We start from the raw sequence: 23,860 nt of genomic DNA on the forward strand, positions 1-23,860 counted from the left end.
TAACACATTGAGCGAGGGGGTGTGCAGCGTGGCTAGTATGGAAAAAGAGTTTGCGTACAACAGCACTATGTCGATCAAAGACGAGAGGCGCGGCAAGATAGGCGTCAGTGATCAGCGTTTTTACTACCGTACCTATGGCTTGAACATCGAGTCTCACTTGGAATTGCCCGAGCTGCCCGCGATACCGCCATGCTCTGCGCCTGACGTCGTGGTGCTGACCCGAGACGTAGCGGAACAGCTCGAGGATGCCACCTTCCGCAGGGGCTGGTTGGAAATGGGCGATGGTCGCTGCCAGATCACCATCGAGGGAATTGCACGCTATCGCGTTGAGCAGGGCCAGCGCATTCTGCTTGACCGCCGAGTGCCGCGGGGCGTCGACACGCTTGCCGACCCGGGCGACATCAGACTATTCCTGCTGGGCAGTGCCCTAGGTGCCTTGTTGCATCAACGCCATTGGTTGCCGCTGCACGTCAGTGCATTGAAGACGCCAGGTGGCGTCTGGGCGTTCACCGGGCATTCCGGAGCGGGTAAGTCGACCATTGGTGCCTGGCTGCATTACACCCAGAACTGGCCGCTCTTGACCGACGACGTCGCGGTGATCAAACCCCATGAAGATGCTCCCTACCTTCATCCTGGCCCCCCCAGGGTCAAGCTGTGGAAGGATGCCTTGGCGGCGCTGGGTATTCAGGCCGAAGGGCTAGTTCGCGATCTGACGCGCGAAGATAAATATCATTTGATGCTCAACAAAGGCTTCAAGGATACCCCATATCCGCTCAAGGCATTGGTGATGCTGGAACGCGCGGAGGAGGGCGAGCCGGCGAGCCTTGAGCCTATCATGGGGGTCGAGGCATTCACGTCGGTGATGGCCACGCTTTACCGGCCCGAGATGGGCACCGAGTTCAATACGCCGCAAGGGCTAATGCGCGAATGTACCAAACTGGCGGGCAAGATCGATGTCTATCGCTTCCGCCGACCTTGGTCACTGGCTGATATGAATACCAGCATCGAGCCTTTGCTGGAGCGGATCATGCAGGGGCAAGATGCCGAGGAGGAGGCTGAGGGCGCCGATGCCAGCGCCGCGAGCAACGTGGCAAGATAATGGCAGTTGCTGCGCTCAAGCGAGTGCTGAAACAGGCCGCACTGCGCTTGCAGCGCGAGCGCTGTCACGCCCAGCACGCGCGAATGGCGCAGTCGTTGCTGGGGATGATTGAGCGGCGCAGCGGCGTGCTTGACTCCGCGGTGAAGCGCCAGGCGCGCGATTATGCCAATGAGGTGCTGGGCAGCCCTAAATACGCTCCCTGGTTGCAGGTATACGCTGCCGTTCAAGGGGAGTTCGTAGAGGGCTGGATACCTGGCGATTACTACCAGCTGGTGGTCCTGCCGTGCAAGAACGGCCAGATTGGCCAGGCGACCAATACCAAGACACTGACCAACCGCTTGTTGAACTCCTCGGCGCTGCCTGATCTCGCCTATCTGATCGATGGCATCGGCTATGCTGCTGACTATACCGTGATGCAGCCAGAAGCGCTGATCGACCTGCTCGTTACCGGCCAGGAACGGGTCTTCTACAAGCCAGATCATGCTTTTCAAGGGCAAGGCATTCGTGTTCTTGAAAAGCGCGATATCTGCGTCGAGAACCTGTCAACACTACCCGATGGTGTCTTCCAGCGTCCGATCGTTCAGCATCAGGTATTCGATGCGCTTACCCCTGAGTCCACGGCGACACTCCGGCTTACCACGGCCAAGACGCCAGGCGGCGTCGTTGAGCTACGCGCAGCCGACCTCAGGTTGGGTAGGTCGTGGGATCGCTTTGTCAGGGCGGTGAGTGAGATCCGGGTGCCGGTCGATAGGATGACGGGGCGGCTTCACTCACACGGTTTCATGCCCGACTGGGCGCAAGTGGCGTCACACCCAGACTCAGGGCAGTCCTTCGGCAGCATCCAGATTCCCAGCTTTCACCGCGCTGCGGAGACGTGTTGTCGTCTGCATCAGGGGTTCCCGCATCTGGGCTGCATCGGGTGGGATGTCAGCATTGATCGAGATCGGCAGGTCAAGATAATAGAGTGGAACGCGCGGCATAATAGCATCGTCTTTTCCGAGGCGACGACGGGGCCGAGCTTTTTGAATCTTGGCTGGGAAACACTCTGGAAATAGTCAACAGCATGCGGCCATGCTTGATGAACAGACGATTTGGCGTGGTGGTCGAATGGCTTAAGTGCGTACTACATAATGATCATTAGCATGCTGTCGCCATGACCTGCCATCCTTGGCAAAATATTATGCAGTACGCAATGCTCTAGAGGGCTATATCAAGAACCTGGCTTAAATGCCGTTCCATCTATCCCCCTGAATTCATCAGCATTGGGCACATTCCCTGCCTGGGTAATATCCGCGGGGGAGCCTAATGAGATTACTTCAGGTGCTTTGTAGGACTCTTTATCGCGATTGTCCATATGTTTCTCCTTAAGTTTATTGTTGCAGCCCCAACACTGATGTCGTTGGCGACTTTCCATATGCGGTTGCCAATTGATGCCTGCGCTTCTTGTCGACACGTCACGCTACATTCCGCAACATTATAGTAGCCGCAATGGAAGCGCTCAACAAGCATGATAGCTGTTTTTTTGTTGGCTTCAAGTTGGATGAGGCTTTTATTCTGAAACGCTCCTTAAAGTATTAGGTGACGTGGTGTATTAGTGTGGCATGGCTAGTGGTAAGTCATGCTATTATTGTTTGTTTCGTAATAACGGTTGGGTGAATATATGGTGTTTGAGTATTGGAGAATCGAAAAATAGCCGATGGCCGAGGAAGGGCTGCGGTGGATAGATTGCTATTGCCTTTTCAGGTGCGGTGATAGGTAGCAGCCGACCACGGTGAATTGATGGAACCCAAAGCCGCCGGTAACCGCGACCCGCCCAGCGGAAACCCAGGCATGTGCCCTGTAATCATGCCTCTCGAGGTCACGCATCACACCGAAGTAGAGCGAATAAGGAATGCGGTAAATGCCCAGTATCAGCCTTGCGGTGACCGCCTGCGGAAAGCAGTTCGAGGTCCAGGGCGTGTAACGTGCCGCCAGCCTGATCGCCTGACCGACCTGAGCTGCTCGTCTTTCCTGGGGCGGCGTAAGCAGAGGGGTGTAAGACGCTATTCCTACGGGTATCCCGAGATGGGGAGCTATGCGGCGAAACGAGAAGACGAGGATTGCCAGGCGGCTCAAGCCTAGCAGGACCCATAGCACCGGGAACCATCGCTTGGCAAAGCGGGGCTGCCGCACGAAGCTGGATGCCTTGCGCTTGAGCTTGTTCAGCAAGCCCGATGAAATACTTGGAGTATGAGCCGACAAGGGGATGACGCCTCTATTCGATAACTTCTATCAAGTCGATCTTCAGAAGATCGTTGACGAAAGTCGACATATCGTCCTGGCAGGTTGAAGGGTCGGTTTCGTACTCGCGGCAGATGATGTCGGTGATGCCGTCAATGGATATCGGCTCCTCGAGCAGTTCCCAAACGCGGGAGCCAACGCCAGTGATACCGTAGTACTGCCCCTGGTCCACGCCCATCATCACGACATCACCATCAATATTTGCTGCGACCATATCCGGGTTTCGCTTGAGAAGTGTGGTATGGGAAATGGTAGTTGAAGGCATGTGGTGGTACTCGGCAGCTGAAAAATAATTGTGCTATTTGGACATAATAGCCACATGCCACCGGTAACTTGGCAGCATGCGGCTAATGGCGCTATATACTAATAAACGCCAAACGCTAGGAGCCTGGCTGGAAGGCACTTCCGTCTTGGCCTCCTTCTTGCTCAGCACTCGGTACGCCGCCCGCTGCGGTGATGTCTTTCAAGGCGCCTAGTTGCTGAAGGGATGGGCTCGCATAAGGTTTGCGGTCTGTCTGTTGCATATTATCGCTCCTCATTTATTTTAGCGTCGTTACCGGGGAGTTGATGGCAACCTTTTTAAGTATAGCGGCATGTTGAATGTCCATCTATCCATCATTTTACGGTTTTTCATTCATTACTTTCGTCAGCATATCGAATGAAGGTGCCTACTGATAAACCTCTGAGAAGTTTGAAGCGAAAGCGTCTTTCTACCTCTGGGTTTGCCCATCCATCGTCAGGCCATTCATCTAATGCTTTTTCCAGCGCCTCCAGATCGAGAAAGTCGCCGGCGCTATGGTGGGCCTTCAGGCGTTGCAGCTCGGCGCGCAGTTCTGGCAAGGCCTGTTCGGTCTGCTCATACCAGTCCGCGGCCTGTAGTCCCCGCGTCTTGGCGTTGAGGATCTCGGCAGGTAGCACATCGGCCATCAAGCGCTTGAGCAGCCATTGCAGCTGGCCATCTCCCAGGTACTGTGAGTCGGGCACCGCCAGGCAGAACTCCATCAGGCGAACATCGGCTGCCGGGTCACGATATTCCACGCCGTCGATGTTGGCAGCGGCGTTGTACTCTCCGGTATCGGTGAGAAACAGCGTATTGATACGAAACTGCCGGCTGTTCGAGCTGGGCTGGTAGGTTAGGTCGAACTGGATGTGCTTGGCCCGCTTGCGCGTATTCATGCGACGCGACAGTTCCGGGCTGATGGCGGAGTGCCCACTCAGCATCCAGGCCCTGCCACGCGATTTTTCGAAGGCGTGCCACAGGCTTCGGGGTATGAGTGGCGCCGCGCATACTCTGACCATTTGGCGCCATGTCATGCTGGGATGGCGTTGCTTCAGCTCCTTGTAGACGGACCATAGCGTGGTCCAACGTCCAGAGCGCAGTAGTGATGCCAGGTAGGGGAGGCCGTCGTAGGAGATGCTGAAGTTGCCCATGTTGGCGCACAGCAGGGCTTTGGCGCCACGCCTTGCGGCATCTTCACGGATGGCTGATGCCCAGGCGACGTTACAGATATTGAGAGGGGCTCTATCGAGCTCTTCGGTCATCGTTTGCAGGTTGTCGAGCGGTGACGTGCCGTCGGTACGGATCAGCACATGCTCGATATTATCGAAGCGCTCGGCCACCGCACGTGCCTTAGGGCCCTCATCGGCATGCCGGCCAGTGGGCACGGGCCCATTGAAGCCTTCCCGAGGCACGGCCGTATAGGCGATCAAGGGTTGTTGCCTTTGGCTGAGTTGCTGTGCTGCGAAGGCGGTCACGGTGGTGCTATCCATGCCCGAACTCAGATGGGTGGCAATCGGGCCCACTGCACGCAGGCGGCTGGCCACGGCGCGGTCGAGGTGTTCGCGCAGGGCTTCGACGTAGGCCTCGTCGCTGTCGAGGTGTATCTCGTGATGCGGATCGAAGCGGTGATAGCGATGCGAGGTGACCGCGCCGCCCGACAGGGTCACCACATGACCCGGCTCCACACGGTAGATCTCTTTGAACAAGGAGGCGGGGCCGGTCATGGGCAGCATGCACAAGTAGTCATGCAGTTGCTCTTCGCAGATCGCTTTGGTGAGGCCGGGAATCGCGAACAGGGCCTTGGGCATGGTGGCGAATGCGAACAGCGTGTCACGCTTGTACCAGAATAGCGGGCGCATACCGAGCGGATCGCGTGCCAGCCAGAGTCGCTCTTGCTCAGGCTGCCAGCATGCCAGGGCGAAGTCGCCGAGCAGGTGCTTTGGCGCATCACTGTCCCAGTGCAGGCAGGCGGCAAGTGCCAGATCGCTATCGGCCATCAGCCGGGTGTCGGCAGGGCCAAGCCCCAGTGCCTCGGCCAGTTCATCGCGATTGTCGAGTCGGCCATCGAAGACCATTGCCATCTGATTGGCGGCGTCGACCAGCGGTTGGCGATCGAGGCTGTCTTCCGGGGTCGTGCGCAACAGCGTGCGTAGCAGGGCGCCGTTGCCTTGGTGCCAGTGGTGCTGTGCGTCCCTGCCATAGGGGGTCAACAGTGCTTGCATCCGATACAGGGTATCGCGATCGACTGACTGGCCGTCGAGCTGAACAAGGCCGGCGATGGCACTCATGGGCAAGACTCATCTGGTTTGGTTTGGGTGAGGAGGTCGCCCAAGCGTTCGAAGAGGGTTTCGGCAATGGCCTCGGGTCGGCGGACGGTCAGCGCGTGGCGATAGAAGCGTGCCACGTCCTGGCCGGTGCCGATGGCCGCCAACGATATCGGGCTACTGTCAATCTCATCGATGACACGACGCAGGTGCTGTTCGAGGAATGCCCGTCCGTTGGCCTGGGCCGTGGCCTTGTCAAAGGGAGTGCCGTCGGAGAGCACCATGAGTATCTTGCGCGGCTGGGGTTGCCGAATGAGGCGTTTGGCCGCCCAGTAAAGCGCTTCCCCATCAATATTTTCATGGCCCATCTCATCGCGAAGCAGCAGGCCCAGTTGCGGGCGTGCGCGTCGCCATGGCTGCTCGGGCGTCTTGTAAATGATATGTCGGATGGCATTCAGCCTACCCGGGGCGTCGGGTGAGCCGCTGCGCTTCCATTGCTGCACCATGGGATTGTTGGCGTTGAAGCGAGAGGTGAAGCCAAGCACTTCGCAGCGTATCTGGCAAAGCTCCAGGGTATGAACGGCAAGATCGATGACAATGGCGGCCATGCGTCGACGCTGGCCACGCATCGAGCCGGACTGATCGACGAGAAGTGTGACGCAGGCATCAGGGACGGGCGACTCATTCTCGGTGCGAAATATGCGTTGGTTGGGGGTGTCGCCTACTAGCCTTGCCAGGCGGCGACTATCCAGGCGACCTTCATCCTGATCGAACGACCAGTGGCGTAGGCGCGCGGCCATCAGGCGCCGCTGCAGACGGTGGGCTAGCTGACGGATCCGCCGGCGGTCTGGCAGATCCAGCTGCTTCAGCGCCTCGGCATCCTCGCTGTGAAACCAGAAACTCGCCGGCTGTTGCTCATCCCAGGCGCGTGAATACACCGCATAGCCATGTTGACGGTCATCGCGTTCGGCCTGCTCCTCCTCGAGGGTTGGCGCATCATGAGGCTTCCCCTCCGCGGCCAGCTCGGCATCGGGATTCTCCTCCTCCTGGCCATGACTGGCATTGCCGTGGAGGGTCAACTGGGCATGCTGGCTGTCGGCATAATAGCTCGCCAGCCGCTGCACGATCGCCAGGACCGATTCAGCAAAGGCGCTGCAATCGCCCAGGTGTTGAGACGCCGCTGTCAGCGCTTGCTCGATATCGCTGTCCTGCAGGGCGGCCTGGTGCGCGCGCTGGTGGGTCTCGGTACGGGCAGATGAGAACAGGCTTGTCAGCCATCCCTGGCGAGCTTTTGGCGCGTTCGGGGGCGTTTCGAGAATCGATAGCGGCGTGGCCGGCTGTGCAGCAAAAATCGTGCGCGAGGCATGATAGAGCGCCGCCATGGCACTGTCCTCGGGGGCAGTCGCCGGCGCATGCCTCAAGTTGCTGGCCATGCCGGGTAGCTGGCGTGCTGCCAGTGTCTCGACTCGCGCCCGCTCGAGGAGCGCATACCAGTCCCACTCTTGTGCGCTGAAGGCGCTGTCCTGGCGAGGGTCATGCCAGCGCCGCCACGCCGCCAGAGCGTCAGCTTCCGCGCGACTCGAGGTGCTGGGAGGGGCCGCTGCGCCTGGCAGGGAAAGGGGCGGACGCCCTGCAGCATAGGTGCGAGACCATGCCGCAATCAGCGCGGTGGCGCGGCTAGTGTCAGTAGATGCCTGAGACATTGGCTGTGCCCTGCAGCAATTCCGCATCGAAGCAGCGCTGATAGAGTTCGGCGACCAAGGGGCGCTCGGTTTCGTCGCAACGGTTCACGAAGGCCAGTCGCAGCGCTTCATCGGTGGCCTCGATGAGCGCGATGTTTTCGCCCCATGAGACCAGCGTACGAAGCGATAGCAGCGATGAAAGATCGCCCTGCTGGAAAGCTTGTCGCGTCAACCCGGCGAAGGTCACCATGCGCTCGATGGTGGTTGCATCGAGCGCTGGCAGGCGTGCCTTGAGTATCTGTTGCTCCTGCTCAGGTGGCATGTAGCCGAGTTCCGACACTACGTGCCAGCGATCCATCTGCGCCTGGTTGAGGGCCTGGGTGCCGGCGTAGAGGCCAGTGGCGTCGCCTTGCCCGGCGGTATTGGCCGTGGCGAACAGGCGAAAGGCTGGATGCGGCGTGATCACTCGGTTCTGGTCGAGCAGCGTCAGGTGGCCATGGCTTTCGAGCAGGCGCTGAATGACGAACATCACGTCTGGGCGTCCGGCGTCATACTCATCGAATACGATGGCAACCGGTCGTTCCAGGGCCCAGACCAGTATCCCCGGCACGAACTCGGTGACCTGCTTGCCGTCGCGGATGACCACCATGTCGCGGCCGATCAAATCGGCGCGGGTGATGTGCCCATCGAGGTTGATGCGTATGCACGGCCAGTTGAGTCTCGCGGCGACCTGCTCGATATGTGACGACTTGCCACTCCCGTGCGGGCCGTGCAGGTAAACGCGACGATCATGGGCAAAGCCCATGAGGATGGCCTTGGTGACGTCGGGCATGAAGCAGAACGCAGGATCGAACTCCGGTACGTGCTCGTTGGTGCCACTGAATGCGGGAACCGGCCACGGCAAGTGAAGCTTGAACGTGTGCTCGGGATCGCAGAATGCGTCTGGGTTCTTGAGGGCGTCGTTCATGTCCGCGCGCAGCGTTCCTTGTTGATAACGGGTGGGGCGTGCCATCCCAGGCACACGAGGCTTTCAGTTGATAATGATTCTAAGCTAGCAGAAGGCTTGACATGGGGGCAATGGATCGCGCAAAAAATGTGTTCTTTTGTTAATATTGGCGAACTGATGTCGGCTTGCTGGTGCCGGGCTGAGAGCACCTTTCTCGCTAAAGGCCCATGGTGGCGGGGTTCATGAGATTCTCTGTTGCTTTGCGCGGCGCGACTGACAGGCTGTTATTTTGTCACTAAACTGTTAATGTCGCTGTTGCAGGGAGCGCTGCACCGACCGTCCGAATCGTCCAGCGGTAGCGCTCGTGTCGCATCCGCGGCTAGCCGATCTGCGTCGCTGTGGAAGTGGGAGTGCGCTCGCATCAGGGCAGCACGAGAATGATGCAGGTCTTTGATAAGAGGGCGTAATAATGACTAGACATTGGCACCATGGTTAGTGAGGGATGCTCGTCATGACGATTACGCTCAAGGCATCGCCCCCGTTGGATCCTTGCTTGCGGCTCTTGATACTCCTCGCGCGGCTGCAGCTAACCGAGTCCCAAGCGCGTGCTGCGCTGGCGCTCTGCCAGAAGGTCGATGACTGGGCGCTGTTTACGCGCCGCGCCCAGGAGCGTTTCGTGCTGCCCCTGGCATATCGCCACCTGCGCAAGCTATCACCGCCATCACTGCCCGAAGAGCAGCTCGAGATCATGAAGCTGCACTCGCTTAGCGTGTTGCAACATAACCTGAACGTTTCGGCAGCACTGCGCGATCTGGTCAAGGAGTTGCTGCAACCACTCGAGCTACGGCATGTGTTCTTCAAGGGGCCGACCCTGGCCGCGCGTTACTACGACGAGCCTGCCATGCGCTTCTGTCAGGATATCGATGTACTGGTGCCCCGTGGGCGAATGGCCGAGCTACTCGAGCAGGCGCTGGGGCAGGGGTATACGCCGCTCGACCCCGAATCGCTCGATAGCGATGCGACCAGCCTGGCGTTCGTGTCCAGGGTGCAGAAAGTCATCACTCTCGTGGCACCACGGCGGGTGGCCATCGAATTTCACCAGCGTATCGATAACATCGGCTCGATCTACGATTCGCAGCAGGTGCTGGCCATGGCCGAGCCGATGCGCCTTGGCAGTCACTATCTCTCGGTGATGCCCACAGCAGAGCTGTTCGTGTATATCTGCTGGCATCACACCAAGCACTACTGGTCCCACTTGCACTGGCTGGTTGACATGGATGCCATCCAGCGCCACCCCAGTTTCGATCTCGAGGCTGTCATGGCCTGCGCTGATCGCCGCAACCTGCGCGCTACCGTGGAGGCGTCCCTCGAGCTCTTTACTACCCTGTCAGACCCCGACCTGTGGGAGGGTAAGGCGCTGTCCGAGAACGGCAAGGAGATGCTGGCCATGTCTTTGAAAGCCATGCAGGGCGACTATCAGGTCGAGCTGGCCCTGAGACGTCAGAAGGCCACGCCGGATTTCTCGTTCAGTTGGCAGACCGACTCCTCGCAGTGGCTGCGCTGGAAGCTGCTGGGGTGGACGCGGTTGTTTCGGCCTAGCTATGCCGACTACGAGTGTTGGCCGTTACCCCGAGGGTGGCAATGGCTCTATCGAGTGACCCGCCCGTTTCGCGAATCCTACGCTCGCCTGATCGCTGGTGGCCCGCGTAGATGAAGATACCCAATGGCGGCCATCCATGATCGAGACCCATAAGATCTTTGCGCCCGTGCTGACCCTGCGCCGTATCTTGCCCATGCTGTGGAAGAGCAGCCGCAAGTGGACGGTGCTCAGCACCCTGTTCATGGCACTCGAGGTGGTGTTCGGCCTGGCAGTGCTCTATATGCTCAAGCAACTGGTGGATGTCGTTACCCAGATGCTGGGCAGTGAAAGTGATCCTGGCGGGCTGTCGCATGTGTTGCTCTACGTCGCGCTGACGGGAGCGAGTACCGTCGCCTTCATCGCGGCGCGCAGCCTCTCGGGGCTGGCCCGAGAAGCCCAGGGCATGCTGGTGGCAGACTACGTCGACCGCGAGGTGCACTCGCGCGCGGTGCGGGCTGACCTAGCGTTCTACGAAAGCCCGCGCTACCACGACACGCTGGAGCGGGCGCGCCAATCGGGTAATCAGCGGCCCGCTCAGGTCGCCGGCAACCTGATGATGCTGGGCAAGAATAGTCTGATGCTGGCGGCGGTGGTGGTCTTGATCACGACCATCAACTGGCTGCTGTTGCCGGTACTGTTGATTGCCATCGTGCCGGCCCTGCTGGTGCGCATCTACTTTACCCGCTACTTGTACGAGTGGCAGCGGCGTCGTACTCAGATGGAGCGCCGAGCGGCCTATCTCGACTGGCTGATGACCTCCAACATCAATGCCAAGGAGCTGCGCCTCAACCAGCTTGGCGACTATCTGCGCAACCAGTATTCCACGCTGCGCAGCATCATTCGTGGTGAGAAGCTTGCCATCACCAAACGCCGTACCAGCATCGAAATGGTCGTCGCCAGCATTGCCTCGGTGGCCTTCTTCGGCTCGCTGGGGTTCCTTGCCTGGCAAACGGCCGAAGGCCGCAACAGCGTTGGCGACCTGGTGCTGTTCTTGCTGATTTTTCAGCGAGCCCAGACGATGGGGCAGGAGCTGGTTCAGCAGCTCTCCAAGCTCTACGAAGACCATCTCTACGTCGGCTTGCTGTTCGAGTTCCTGGATATTCAGCCTGACATCGCCGAGCCTGACGACCCGCGCGAGGTGCCAGCCGAGCCAAGCCAGGGGGTGTGTTTCGAGAACGTGGGATTCTGCTACCCCGGCACCGATATTCAAGTGCTGCATAATATCAACCTGACCATCCGTCCGGGTCAGATCGTGGCACTGGTCGGTGCCAACGGCTCCGGCAAGACCTCGTTGATCAAGCTGCTATGCCGGCTTTACGACCCGACCTCGGGTCGCATTACGCTGGATGGTATCGACGTGCGGGAGTTCGGTATCGAAGACTATCGCCGCGTATTCAGTGTGATTTTTCAAGACTACACACACTATGCGGCCAGCGTGCGTGACAATATCCGCTTTGGCGATATACGCGAGCCTGAAGATACCCCCGCGGTCAGAACGGCTGCGGTCAATGCCGGGGCGGCGCCGTTCATCGAGGCGCTGGAGCGGCAATACGATACGCCGCTGACGAGGATGTTCGATGACGGCAAGGAGTTGAGCATCGGCCAGTGGCAGAAAATTGCCCTGGCGCGTGCGTTCATGCACCGCTCCAATGTCATCATCCTCGATGAGCCCACCAGTGCGCTGGATCCCGGCGCCGAGTTCGAGCTGTTCGAGAACTTCCGCGAGCGAATCGATCATCGCGCCGCGCTGGTAATCAGCCACCGCCTGTCTACCGTCAGAATGGCGGATTACATCTACGTGATGGACAAGGGCGTCATCCGTGAGGCCGGTACCCACGATGAACTGATCAAGCGCGAGGGCATCTATTGTGATCTGTTCAAGCGTCAGGCCCACCATTATCGAGAGGTCGATGCCGAAGAGACCCCATGATCAATTTGCGCTGGCATGCCGATGACGTTTGGCCGGGTGGTGGGTCATGCCAACAGCGCACTGCTGCTGGCCTTCGTGGCCCTGCTGGTGCTGATGCCCGAGGCCTACAGGGGCGTTGCGCTCGCGGGGCTTTGTGTATCGACCGTGATTGCCGTCATCGCAAGAAGCGAGCAGTACGCAAGGCTTGACCGGGACGACGCCTGGTTCTGCGCTGCGCTGATGCTCTACGGCGCTTTGTGGCTGCTGGATGTATGGCGCTCGGCGCAATGGCCACTGATTGAAAGGGCCGGCCCGCGGGCCTTGCCGGTATGGCCGCTGCTGGCGGTGCCGCTACTGATTGGACTGCGCTGCTACCCACCCAACCCGCGCATGCTGTGGTGGGGCGCCTGCCTGGGCGCCTCGGGGGCGGGAGCGATCGCGCTCTATGAGCGGCTGGTGCTTGGCGCCGAGCGCGCCAGTAACGGCATCAATGCCATCCCCTTTGGTAACCTATCGCTGCTGCTAGGGGCGCTGGCACTGCTGGCGGTGCTGTGGTGCCTGCGCACTCATTCGCCGAGGCATGCGTCCTTGTTGGTGCCGGCGATACTGGCCGCGGCCTTGGGCCTGCTGGGGTCGGTGCTGTCGGGTACCCGCGGCGGCTGGGTGGCACTGCCTTTCTTGATGCTGCTGGCCTACCGCGCCGCGCGTGATGTCCTGCCTCGACGCTACCTGCGGCTCGGGGCCGGCGGCCTGGCGGGACTGCTGCTGATGGCGGTGTTACTGCCTCAAAGCGGGGTCGTCGAGCGCGTAGCACACATCACCGAGGATGCGCATCATTACTGGCAGCAGGGGCGCGCTGGCAACTCGCTCGGCATGCGGCTGGAACTGTGGCGAGCCGGCGCGATCATGGTCGCAGAAAAGCCACTGTTCGGCGTCGGCGAGGGCGGCACGGAGAGTGCCCTGGAAGCCTTGGCCGAGGCGGGCAGGGTCTACGATAGGGTCATCATCCACGTGCAGCTGCACAACGAGGTCCTCGATACGGCGGCCAGACGAGGCCTGTTGGGTGCGGCAAGCCTGCTATTGCTGTACGTCATTCCCTTCGGCCTTTTCTGGAAAAGGTTACGGCGTGCGGGGCGGCGGTCCGACCTGCAGTTGCTGGCCGTGGCCGGCATGATGGTGCCCCTGGCGTTCTTCTATTTCGGCCTGACCCAGTCGATGTTGCGCGACCTGCGAGGCTTGAGCGGTTATCTGGGGCTTTGTGTGGCGTGCTGGGTCGCACTGCGGGCGCACGAAGAGGTCCTTGGCAGCTCACGACCGGAGTCGTCGGGTTTGCATCCAAGCGCTAATATTGAAGATGATGAAGGCAGGTTTTTCGCCCAGCGTTCAAGGAGCAGATCATGAGCGATCGCAAAGAGTCAGCGCAGGAACATCGTCTGCGTGAAGGGTATGAACGCATGCTGGCGCGTCTCCAGGAAGGCGCCGACGAGCTGTCATGGGAGGCACTACAGAAGGATCTCGACGAGGCGGTGGAATTCGAGGCCGAGCTCGAGGAGTTCACCAAGGATGAGCTGGCGCTGCTGCGCGCCTGGGTCGAGCGCGACCTCAAGGACATGCGCCGCTACCTCGCCGCCGGTGGCAACAGTGTGGCCAACTGGCTGGGCATCGATCTGACGGTGCTGTCGCGCAAGGTCAGCGAGGCGCTGCTGTCGGTGGCCGACCGCAGCATCGTCGACCGCGAGCGGCTCGAGGACGACCTCGAGGCGGCCCAGGCCGACTACTGCGAAGGCGAGATAGCGGCCCCAGGGCGCATGGCCTGCGTGCACTGCGACGCCAGGGTCACCCTCGAAACGGTGACCCGCATCGAACCGTGCCACCAGTGCGGGCATCGCTATTTCGCCCGCGCCTCGGACTGATCACACCAGCAGCTGGTCGAGCAGGACGATGCCGGCCAGCACCGCCAGCGACATCACGGCTGCATAGGGGGCGTTGAGGCGCATGGTGCGGTAGCCGCTGACGCCGTAGCGCCCCTGCAGCGAGAGATTGATCCCCGACAGCGGCCCCACCGCCGTGCCGACTCCCCAGGAGGCCAGCGCCACGAAGGCCAGCAGGGTGTAGCGGCTACCCTCGAGGTCGAGCATCGAGGCCAGCGTCGAGACGCCGATGATCGGGTGCAGGCCGACAACTGCGCTGGCCACGATCACCACGTAGCTCGCCAGCGCCTGGGGCGCGCCGAAGTGCGCGAACAGCACCCAGTCGCCGCCGGTGACGGCGGCAATCAGCGTCGACAGCCCCTGGGTGAAGAGTCCCGCCGCCAGGAACAGCGAAATCTCGCCGCGCATGCTCGGCAGCCGCCGGCGGGTATGCTCGACGATGCGCCGTCGCGTCCAGCGCAGCCCCTGGGGCAGGTTGGTCGCCAGCGCCGCCGCCGGCAGCAGGAAGGTGATGATGCTGACGATCGACAGTCCCGGGGTCAGGCCGTAGTGGAACAGCATCACCAGGCTGGCCATGATCACCGGCATCAGCAGGTTGGCCGGCGACATGGCGAACCCGGGGGTGGTAGACAGATCGAACCGGCGGCTCAGCTCCACGCTGGTGAATAGCCCCGACAGCACCCCCAGCGGCAGTCCGAAGGCCAGGATCCATAGGAAGTTCATCTGCGGCGCCAGGCTCATCACCACCCCCATCGAGGCGAAGAACGGCGACCAGAACGCCGCGCTGGAGAGCCCGCGGTTGAGGGCGAGTATCTGGGGCGGGCTAAGCGGTGCGCTGGCCGGCTCAGGGGGCGGCGGATTAAGCCCGCGCAGCCGGTCGCCGACCATGAACACCGTGGACAGATTGAGGATCGCGCCCAACAGGTGAACGCTGAACCAGGTGCTCAACACGCCGCGCCAGCCGGTCAGCCGAGTGCCGCTGCGACTGGGGCTCTGGGTGCCGATCAGACTGATGAAACTCACCCCCACCAGCATCGCCACCACGTAGGTGTTACCGTCCAGCGCCCATGCCCAGCTCACCTCGGCGCCGTAGCCCAGCCGCGCCGCGACCAGCATTCCCGCGCCCAGTGCGATCAGCGCGCCGGCCTGGTGGCGCGAGCGCGTGGGGATGTCACGCCACAGCAGCAGCACCGAACACCACAGCAGGTAGCCCACCGGCAGTGCTGATAGGCCCGCGCCGGTGAACAGCAGGATCTGCCAGATCAGGCCAGCGAGGATCGCTACGCCGGCGATGACCTGACGCGGGGTAGGCGAAGCGGGGTAGGCGTTGCGGGCATCCTGAGCGGGCATTCAGTGTCCTGAGTGAGACGCAGCGTCGCGGCACATAAAGTTAGCATCCTAGGGAGTTTGTCGTGCCTCGTCGAGCAGGGCCAGCATCGAGCGGGCGGCATTCGAGAGAGTGCGGCTCTTGTGCACCAGATAGCCCAGCGGCCGCTCGATGGGGCGGTGCTCGATATCCAGCACATGCAGGCCGGCATCGATCAGCGACTCCGGCAGCACGCTCCAGCCCAGGCCGATGCTGACCATCATCTTCAGCGTCTCCAGGTAGTTGGTAGAGAGCGCCACTCTCACCTGCAGGCCGTCGCGGGCGAAGGTATCCACCACGATGCCGCGGGTGAAGGTCAGCGGGCCGGGCAGTACCGCGTCATGAGCCGAAAGCGCCGATAGTGGCGGCGTGGCGCCCTGAGCCAGGGGGTGGTCGTGGGCGCAGACGAAGCGCAGCCGGTCGACCCACACCGGGACCACCGTGAGCTGCGGGTCGGGTACCGGGGCCAGGGTCACCACGGCGATCTCCAGCTCACCGTCGAGCACCTCCTGGTAGGCCTGCTCGGAGTCGAGGAAGCGCATGTCCAGGCGTACCTCGGGATGCGCACGGGTATAGCGCTTGAGCAGTGGCGGCAGGCGGTGCAGGCCGATATGGTGGCTGGTGGCCATGGTCAGGCTGCCGGCCACGTCGCCACTCAGGTTGGAGAGCGCGCGGCGGCTGTCGTCGACCATCACCAGGATCTGTCGCGCCCGCGGCAGCAGCAGCCGGCCCGCCTCGGTCAGCGACACGCGGCGGTTGATACGGTCGAATAGGCGGGCACCGACCTGCTCCTCGAGGCTGGCGATGCGCTTGCTCACCGCCGGCTGAGTGAGATGCAGCTGCTCGCCGGCCAGCGAGAAGGAGCCGTGATCGGCCACGGCGAGGAAGGCTTGGAGGCTTTGCGTATCCACGCTATGTATTCCTTGGAGGAATTCAAAGCATAAATAACATGAATTGATTTTATGCGCGAGGGGCGGGAGACTGCGGGTATAGCGATAAGCGCCCAGCGCCCAGCGCCACGACACAGCGGCGCTGGGGACAGGCCGGAGAGGAGGTTCGATTCCAGGGATGGAATCGGTAGCGTACAGGGAGGTATTTACAGCGCCTCCTCCTAGGCCTGTCGCCGAGATAGCCGCGGCGCACCAGGCACAGACCGGATGATGAAAACAGGCCCATAGAGCCCGGGAGAACGATATGGCAGGCCAGACCCTTTACGACAAGCTGTGGTCGCAGCACCTGGTCAAGGAGCGCGACGACGGCACCGCCTTGATCTACATCGACCGCCAGCTGCTGCACGAAGTGACCTCGCCCCAGGCCTTCGAAGGCCTGCGCCTGGCGAATCGCAAGCCGTGGCGGCTCGACGCCAACCTGGCGACGCCGGACCACAACGTGCCGACCACGGTGATCGAGCGCGCCGAGGGCAATGCCGGGATCAAGGACCCGGTGTCGCTGATCCAGGTCCAGACCCTGGACGATAACTGCGCGGCCTTCGGCATCGAGGAGTTCAAGATCAACGACGCCCGCCAGGGCATCGTGCACGTGGTGGGCCCGGAGCAGGGCGCTACCCTGCCGGGCATGACCGTGGTCTGCGGCGACTCGCATACCGCCACCCACGGCGCCTTTGCGGCCCTCGCCCACGGCATCGGCACCTCCGAGGTCGAGCACGTGCTGGCCACCCAGTGCCTGCTGGCGCAGAAGATGAAGAACATGCAAGTGCGCGTCGAGGGTGAGCTCGGCGTGGGCGTCACCGCCAAGGACGTGGTGCTGGCCATTATCGGCCATATCGGCACCGCTGGGGGCACCGGCTACGCCATCGAGTTCGCCGGCAGCGCGATCCAGAGCCTCTCCATGGAAGGCCGCATGACGGTGTGCAACATGGCCATCGAGGCCGGCGCCCGGGTCGGCCTGATCGCCGTCGACGACACCACCATCGAGTATCTCGCCAAGCGCCCCTACGCGCCGACCGCCGAGCAGTGGGACGCCGCCGTGGCCGACTGGCGCGGCCTGGTCTCGGACGCCGACGCCGCCTTCGACAAGGTGGTCGAGATCGATGCCGCCAGCATCGAACCGCAGGTCAGCTGGGGCACCAGCCCCGAAATGGTCACCGGTATCTCCGGTGAAGTGCCGGATCCGGCCGACGCCGCCGACGACACCGTCAAGCGCAGCTATACCCGCGCACTGGAGTACATGGGCCTGGCGCCCAAGCAGAAGATCACCGATATCCGCCTCGACAAGGTATTCATCGGCTCCTGCACCAACTCGCGCATCGAAGACCTACGCGAAGCCGCCAAGGTTGCCAAGGGCAAGAAGGTGGCGAGCTCCATCCAACTGGCCATGGTGGTGCCCGGCTCCGGGCTGGTGAAGCGCCAGGCCGAGGCTGAGGGGCTCGACAAGATCTTCACCGAGGCCGGCTTCGAGTGGCGCGAGCCGGGCTGCTCGATGTGCCTGGCGATGAACGCCGACAAGCTGGGGGCCGGCGAGCACTGCGCCTCGACCTCGAACCGCAACTTCGAGGGTCGCCAGGGCTACGGCGGCCGCACCCACCTGGTCAGCCCGGCGATGGCCGCCGCCGCCGCCATCGCCGGCCACTTTGTCGACGTGCGTCAGCTCGACGCCCAACCTACCGCCCAGGAGGCCTGAGCCATGAGACAGTTCGAACGCGAGCAGGGCCTGGTGGCGCCGTTGGACCGCGCCAACGTCGACACCGACCTGATCATTCCCAAGCAGTTTCTCAAGTCGATCAAGCGCACTGGCTTCGGCGTCAACCTGTTCGACGAGCTGCGCTACCTCGACGAGGGTTACCCGGGCCAGGACGTGGCGAGCCGACCGCTGAATCCCGATTTCGTGCTCAACCAGCCGCGCTACCAGGGCGCCAGCGTGCTGCTGGCACGCCGCAACTTCGGCTGCGGCAGCTCCCGCGAACACGCGCCCTGGGCGCTGGAGGACTTCGGCTTTCGGGTGGTGATCGCGCCGAGCTTCGCCGACATCTTCTACAACAACGCCTTCAAGAACGGCATCCTGCTGGTGACCCTCGACGAGGACACCGTGGATCGGCTGTTCAAGGCGGTGGAAGCCAACGAGGGCTATCGCCTGGATGTTGATCTCGAGAACCAGCGCGTGATCACCCCGGAGGGCGAGATCCTCGAGTTCGAGGTCGATGCCTTCCGCAAGCACTGCCTGCTCAACGGCCTCGACGATATCGGCATCACCCTGCAGGACGAAGATGCCATTCGCGATTTCGAGGCCAAGCATCGCATCGCGCGGCCGTGGCTGTTCCGCGACAAAGTATCGGCCTGAGGCCTTAATTCCGCTGTTGGTGGCTGCGAGGTTGATCCGGGATCAGGTTGACCCATCTGGAATTGAAGGGCGGAGGGGACAGGCCGAAGAGGAGGTTTGCGCCATGGATGGCGCAAGGTAGCGCCCAGGGATGGGTTTACAGCGCCTCCTCGTAGGCCTGTCGCCGTACAGCCCGCCACCATTCGCTTGGAAACGGCGAACGACAAGGATTGAAAAACACATGACACGCAAGATTCTGGTACTCCCGGGCGACGGTATTGGCCCCGAGATCACCGCCCAGGCCAGCCGTGTGCTGGCCGCCTGCCAGGCCCGCGGCCTGGATGTCGACGTCGAGGAAGCGCTGGTCGGTGGCGCCGCCTACGACGCCCACGGCGAGCCGCTGCCCGCTGAGACCCTGGCCAAAGCCGAGGCTGCCAGCGCCATCCTGCTCGGCGCCGTGGGTGGCCCCAAGTGGGACAAGATCGAAGACCTCAGCAAGCGTCCCGAGAAGGGCCTGCTCGGCCTGCGCAAGAACCTCGGCCTGTTCGGCAACCTGCGCCCGGCGATTCTCTACCCGCAGCTCGCCGAAGCCTCCAGCCTCAAGCCTGAGGTGGTATCGGGGCTCGACATCATGATCGTGCGCGAGCTCACCGGCGGCATCTACTTCGGCCAACCGCGCGGCATCGAGGAGCGCGGCGGCGAGCGGGTCGGCTTCAACACCTACGTCTACTCCGAGTGCGAGATCGAGCGCATCGGTCGGGTCGCCTTCGAGATGGCGCAGAAGCGTGGCAAGAAGCTGTGCAGCGTCGACAAGGCCAACGTGCTCGAGGTCACCATCCTGTGGCGCGAGGTGATGGAGCGCTTGGCGCCGGAGTATCCCGACGTCGAGCTCTCGCACATGTACGTCGACAACGCCGCCATGCAGCTGGTGCGCGCGCCCAAGCAGTTCGACGTGATCGTCACCGGCAACATGTTCGGCGATATCCTCTCCGACGCCGCGGCGATGCTCACCGGCTCCATCGGCATGCTGCCCTCGGCCTCGCTCAACGAGTCCGGCCAGGGCATGTACGAGCCGTGCCACGGCAGCGCCCCGGACATCGCCGGTCAGAACGTCGCCAACCCGCTGGCGACGATTCTCTCGGTGGCCATGATGCTGCGCTACTCGCTCAATGAACCGGCCCTGGCCGAGCGCATCGAGGCCGCGGTGGGCAAGGTGCTCGACGACGGCCTGCGCACCGCCGATATCGCTTACCCCGGGACTCGCCAGGTCTCCACCAGCGAGATGGGTGACGCCGTGCTGGCGGCGTTTGAGACACTTTAACTACAGCGCCTCCCCGAAAGCCTGTCGACGGAGTAGCCCGGGATTAGCCTCAAAGGTACTTTGGGTTCCTGCGGCCCGGGCGCGCTTCATGTATAATATTGGCCTCATTTGAATTCTGGAGGACTTCACATGTTGAAAGTCGGTTTCGTCGGATGGCGCGGCATGGTGGGCTCGGTGCTCATGCAGCGTATGCAGGAGGATGGAGATTTCGACGGCATTGAGCCGATCTTCTTCACCACCTCCCAGGTCGGTAAGCCCGGCCCCGACATCGGCGTCGACGTGCCTCCGCTCAAGGATGCCACCGATATCGACGAGCTCAAGACGCTCGATGTCGTGATCACCTGCCAGGGCGGCGACTACACCAAGCAAGTCTACGGCGACCTGCGCGGCGGTGGCTGGAAAGGCTACTGGATCGATGCTGCCAGCACCCTGCGCATGGAAGACGAAGCGACCATCGTCCTCGACCCGGTCAACCGCGGCGTGATCGACGCGCAGCTGGCCAAGGGCGCCAAGACCTTCGTCGGCGGCAACTGCACCGTCAGCCTGATGCTGATGGGGCTGGGTGGCCTGTTCGAAGCTGACCTGATCGAATGGATGACCTCCATGACCTATCAGGCCGCCTCCGGCTCCGGCGCCAAGCACATGCGCGAGCTGCTCAATCAGATGGGCAGCCTGCGCGACAGCGTCGCCGGCGAGTTGAGTGACCCGTCCAGCGCGATCCTCGACATCGACCGCAAGGTCACCGCGGCGATGCGCTCGGGCGACTTCCCCACCGATAACTTTGGCGCGCCGCTGGCCGGCAGCCTGCTGCCGTGGATCGATACCAAGCTCGACAACGGCCAGAGCCGCGAGGAGTGGAAGGGCAGCGTCGAGACCAACAAGATTCTAGGCCTCGACAACAACCCGATCCCCATCGACGGCCTGTGCGTGCGTATCGGTGCGATGCGCTCTCACAGCCAGGCGTTCACCATCAAGTTGAAGAAAGATGTGCCGATAGATGAGATTGAGGATCGTCTGGCCAAGCACAACGAGTGGGTCAAGGTCATCGCCAACGACAAGGACGCTACCATCGACGGCCTGACGCCGGCCGCCGCCACCGGCACTCTCAGCGTGCCGGTGGGTCGCCTGCGCAAGCTGGCCATGGGGGGCGAGTACCTGTCCGCCTTCAGCGTTGGCGATCAGCTGCTGTGGGGGGCGGCCGAACCGCTCAAGCGCATGCTCAAGATTCTGCGCGAGCAGTGAGGCAATCGCCGCTTCGTTGAGCTGACGACGCCTCCCCTCGGGGAGGCGTCGTCTTGTCAGCGGGATGAAAACTGGCATACGTTGAATGAGCAGGCTTGTCAGGCGCGGCCCGATGATTTCTGCTGACATGAAACGATGCGTTAGCGCCAATGCTGTTCCAGATCGCAGGGTTAACCATAAAAATGAACCGCAAGCTCCCACTGGCCATCGCACTGTCGCTCACGGCAGCGACCAGCACGCCGCTCCTGGCACTTGGGGTGGGTGAGGTAGAGGTGCACTCGCGCCTCAGCGCCCCGCTGCGTGCGACCTTGCCGCTCACCGACGTCGAGGGCGTCGATCCGCGTCGCATGCGAGTCGCGCTGGCCGATGAAGCGGCCTTCGAACAGGCCGGTTTGAGCCGCGACCTGATGGCCCGCGGCATCGACTTCCGCATCGAGCGCCAGGACGGCGAGCTGGTGGTGGCGATGCGCTCGGAGCAGCCGGTCCGCGACCCTTTCCTGGATCTGCTTATCGACATCGACTGGCCCGAGGGCCGGGTGCTGCGTCAGGTCACGCTGCTGTTCGATCCCCCCGGCTATGAAGAGAGTCCGGTACTGGTGGCAGGGGCCGCCGCCACGGTCGCCGAGCCCAGCGCGCCGCCGCCTGCCGTGTCGCCGCCCCCGGCTGCGGCTCCCCAGCCATCCGCGGCCCCGGCCGCCAGCAGCAGCGCCGATCCCGCGGCAGTGCGCAGTGGCGACACCCTGTGGGCCGTCGCCTCGCGGCTGCGGCCGGGGAGTGATATCGACATCAACCAGATGATGCTGGCTCTGGTCGAGGCCAATCCCGACGCCTTTCCCTCCGGCAATATCAATTCCATGCGTGCCGGGTTGACCCTCAATGTTCCCACCCGTGAGGCGATCACCCGGCGCTCGCCTAGCGACGCCAGTGCCCTGGTACAGACCCAGAATCAGGCCTGGGCGGCGCGCCAGAGCGATGGCGGCGCGGCGGTGGCGGCGAGCGCGCTTTCGCCGGCTAGCGAGCCGAGCGCGGCGGTCGGCGAGGTGGCCGACGCCACCGAGCCTGACGATGGCATCGATAGCGCAGAAGCGACGGCCAGCGCAGAGGCCCCTGACGAGACTGCGGAGACACCGCGGCTGACCCTGCTCAGCGACGAGGAGCTGGCCGCCGAGCAGCAACTGGATGACAGCGATGAGGTGGCGCTGGACGAGGCGGCCCAGGTGGCCGGCTTGGCCGTGGCTGGCGATGGCGACGCCGAGCAAGGGCAGGGCGGTGACGATGGCTCGCCCAGCGGCGCCGGCGACGATCAGGATGAGCGCCTGATGCGTGTCGAAACCGAGCTGCTGGCAAGCCAGCAGGCGCTCAGCAACGTCGAGGCCGAGCGAGACCAGCTGCAGCAGGAGATGCGCGAGATGCGCGACGAGCTCGCCGCCATGCGCGAGCAGCTGGCGCAGCTCAGCGCTGGCGGAACCCCCAGCGAGGTGGCCGGTGCCGGCGGGGTTACGCCGCCCACGGCAAGCCCCGCGGCGCAGCCTGAACCCTGGTGGGGGGCGCTCTGGCAGCAGGCCCGCGACGGCAGCCTGACCGTGGCTGGCTTGGCCTTGGCGGCGCTGCTGGCGCTCTGGGCGCTGGTGCGTCGGCGGCGCGAGGGTGGAGCCACGCCACGGGCGGGGCAGCGCTATGTCGACGGTGCGGCGGTCATGCCGAGCGTCTATGCGCCGAGTCACGTGGCGGCGACGGCGCCGGCGGCGGACGCTGTGCCGGAGGAAGCGCCCGTGGCACGCCCGATGCCTCAGGCCGAGGCGATCAGCGAGGCCGATATCTTCATGGCCTACGGGCGTTACGATCAGGCCCGCGAGCTGCTGGAGACCAGCCTCGACGAGCAGCCCGGGCGCCACGACCTGCGTCTCAAGCTGCTGACGGTACACGCCGAGCAGGGTGATTGGGGGGCAGCCGAGCGCGAGGCCGAAACGCTGCGCGGCGTCGACGATCCGGCGCTGCAGGCCGACGTTGAGGGCCTGATGGCGCGCCGTCAGCGACGCGATGAGACTAATGTGGCCGATGATTCCCCGCGCCAGGATCCTATTGCCGAGCCCGAGCCCGAGCCCGAGCCCGAGCCCGAGCCCGAGCCCGAGCCCGAGCCCGAGCCCGAGCCCGAGCCCGAGCCCGAGCCCGAACCCGAACCGACGCCAAGGGTCTCTCCTGCCCCGGCGGGTGGCGGCGAGACGCCGCGGGTGATCGACTACCGCCCGCCCGCGCTGGAACCGTCGGCGCCCCGCGAGGAGACCCCGATGCAGCCCAGCGTCGAGTTCGAACCAAGCGAGCCAGTACAGGATGAAGCTCCGCCAGTGCGGTCCGCCGAGGAGGAGTGGGAGGTCGAGGAGGTGGCATTCGAGCCGCTGCATCTGGATAATGACCAGTCTGCCGCCGCTTCGCCACGGGCGCTAATCGACGCAGCCCGCCAGCGCCTCGACCAGGGCCAGCCGCAAGCGGCCCGGTCGCTGCTCGACCAGGTGCTGGCCGAGGCTCGGGGAGATGAGCAAGTGGAAACCGAAGCGCGGCGGCTGATTGCCCAATACGACCTGTGAGGCGCGCGGCTTGACGGCGCGCTGACCCCCGACGAGCCGC

At 63.0% G+C, this 23,860-nt stretch carries 18 protein-coding genes; 11 read left to right on the forward strand and 7 right to left on the reverse strand.

Features of this window, described 5'->3' with window-relative positions:
• Window positions 1-37 precede the first annotated feature (37 nt).
• Together BWR19_07285 and BWR19_07290 are read left to right on the forward strand one after the other, a co-directional pair.
• Window positions 38-1,099, forward strand: a complete 1,062-nt coding sequence (locus tag BWR19_07285; GenBank protein APX92747.1) for a hypothetical protein — start codon at window positions 38-40, stop codon at window positions 1,097-1,099.
• Window positions 1,099-2,154 (forward strand): hypothetical protein, encoded by a 1,056-nt coding sequence (locus BWR19_07290; protein ID APX92748.1) that lies wholly within the window; start codon window positions 1,099-1,101, stop codon window positions 2,152-2,154. Before BWR19_07285 ends, BWR19_07290 begins: the two co-directional genes overlap by 1 nt.
• Window positions 2,155-2,827: 673 nt before the next feature.
• Here the strand turns inward: BWR19_07290 and BWR19_07295 are convergent.
• From BWR19_07295 to BWR19_07315, 5 genes are all read right to left on the reverse strand, one after another.
• Complete coding sequence (locus tag BWR19_07295) at window positions 2,828-3,319, reverse strand: hypothetical protein (GenBank protein ID APX94937.1); 492 nt, start codon at window positions 3,317-3,319, stop codon at window positions 2,828-2,830.
• Between the two features lie 34 nt (window positions 3,320-3,353).
• Window positions 3,354-3,593 carry a hypothetical protein gene (locus BWR19_07300; GenBank protein ID APX92749.1) on the reverse strand — a complete coding sequence of 80 codons (240 nt, stop codon included), beginning with the start codon at window positions 3,591-3,593 and terminating at the stop codon, window positions 3,354-3,356.
• A 416-nt stretch (window positions 3,594-4,009) separates the two neighbouring features.
• Window positions 4,010-5,947: a hypothetical protein gene (locus BWR19_07305; GenBank protein ID APX92750.1), complete on the reverse strand. Its 1,938-nt coding sequence runs from the start codon at window positions 5,945-5,947 to the stop codon at window positions 4,010-4,012.
• Window positions 5,944-7,626: a hypothetical protein gene (locus BWR19_07310; protein ID APX92751.1), complete on the reverse strand. Its 1,683-nt coding sequence runs from the start codon at window positions 7,624-7,626 to the stop codon at window positions 5,944-5,946. The genes BWR19_07305 and BWR19_07310 overlap by 4 nt, the downstream gene beginning before the upstream one ends.
• Window positions 7,607-8,572, reverse strand: a complete 966-nt coding sequence (locus BWR19_07315; protein ID APX92752.1) for an aerobic cobaltochelatase subunit CobS — start codon at window positions 8,570-8,572, stop codon at window positions 7,607-7,609. The genes BWR19_07310 and BWR19_07315 overlap by 20 nt, the downstream gene beginning before the upstream one ends.
• Window positions 8,573-9,104: 532 nt before the next feature.
• Here BWR19_07315 and BWR19_07320 point away from each other — a divergent pair.
• Genes BWR19_07320 through BWR19_07335 form a run of 4 tightly spaced genes read left to right on the forward strand, consistent with a single transcriptional unit; the run spans window position 9,105 to window position 14,012 of the window.
• Window positions 9,105-10,265 (forward strand): hypothetical protein, encoded by a 1,161-nt coding sequence (locus tag BWR19_07320; GenBank protein APX92753.1) that lies wholly within the window; start codon window positions 9,105-9,107, stop codon window positions 10,263-10,265.
• Window positions 10,266-10,287: 22 nt separating this feature from the next.
• Window positions 10,288-12,120 (forward strand): hypothetical protein, encoded by a 1,833-nt coding sequence (locus BWR19_07325; GenBank protein ID APX92754.1) that lies wholly within the window; start codon window positions 10,288-10,290, stop codon window positions 12,118-12,120.
• A 15-nt stretch (window positions 12,121-12,135) separates the two neighbouring features.
• On the forward strand, window positions 12,136-13,500 hold the full coding sequence (locus BWR19_07330; GenBank protein ID APX92755.1) for a hypothetical protein: 1,365 nt from the start codon (window positions 12,136-12,138) through the stop codon (window positions 13,498-13,500).
• Complete coding sequence (locus BWR19_07335) at window positions 13,497-14,012, forward strand: hypothetical protein (protein APX92756.1); 516 nt, start codon at window positions 13,497-13,499, stop codon at window positions 14,010-14,012. Before BWR19_07330 ends, BWR19_07335 begins: the two co-directional genes overlap by 4 nt.
• Here the strand turns inward: BWR19_07335 and BWR19_07340 are convergent, their stop codons facing one another.
• Entirely contained in the window at window positions 14,013-15,380 is a 1,368-nt protein-coding gene (locus BWR19_07340; GenBank protein APX92757.1) for a hypothetical protein, read from the reverse strand.
• A 48-nt stretch (window positions 15,381-15,428) separates the two neighbouring features.
• Complete coding sequence (locus BWR19_07345) at window positions 15,429-16,307, reverse strand: LysR family transcriptional regulator (protein APX92758.1); 879 nt, start codon at window positions 16,305-16,307, stop codon at window positions 15,429-15,431.
• Between the two features lie 283 nt (window positions 16,308-16,590).
• Between BWR19_07345 and BWR19_07350 the strand changes: the two genes are divergently transcribed.
• The 5 genes from BWR19_07350 to BWR19_07370 all read left to right on the forward strand — a co-directional run bounded on the left by BWR19_07350 (window position 16,591) and on the right by BWR19_07370 (window position 23,820).
• The gene (locus tag BWR19_07350) at window positions 16,591-18,036 is read left to right on the forward strand and encodes a 3-isopropylmalate dehydratase large subunit (GenBank protein ID APX92759.1); all 1,446 of its coding nucleotides are present in this window, start codon (window positions 16,591-16,593) and stop codon (window positions 18,034-18,036) included.
• 3 nt (window positions 18,037-18,039) lie between these two features.
• On the forward strand, window positions 18,040-18,693 hold the full coding sequence (locus BWR19_07355; protein APX92760.1) for a 3-isopropylmalate dehydratase small subunit: 654 nt from the start codon (window positions 18,040-18,042) through the stop codon (window positions 18,691-18,693).
• Between the two features lie 220 nt (window positions 18,694-18,913).
• Entirely contained in the window at window positions 18,914-19,993 is a 1,080-nt protein-coding gene (locus BWR19_07360) for a 3-isopropylmalate dehydrogenase (protein ID APX92761.1), read from the forward strand.
• Between the two features lie 129 nt (window positions 19,994-20,122).
• Window positions 20,123-21,235, forward strand: coding sequence for an aspartate-semialdehyde dehydrogenase (locus tag BWR19_07365; protein APX92762.1), 1,113 nt, complete (start codon window positions 20,123-20,125; stop codon window positions 21,233-21,235).
• A 182-nt stretch (window positions 21,236-21,417) separates the two neighbouring features.
• A complete protein-coding gene (locus tag BWR19_07370) occupies window positions 21,418-23,820 on the forward strand; it encodes a hypothetical protein (GenBank protein APX92763.1) in 2,403 nt (800 codons plus the stop codon).
• Window positions 23,821-23,860: the final 40 nt, after the last annotated feature.

It is taken from the genome of Halomonas sp. 1513, from assembly GCA_001971685.1.
Lineage (GTDB): Bacteria > Pseudomonadota > Gammaproteobacteria > Pseudomonadales > Halomonadaceae > Franzmannia.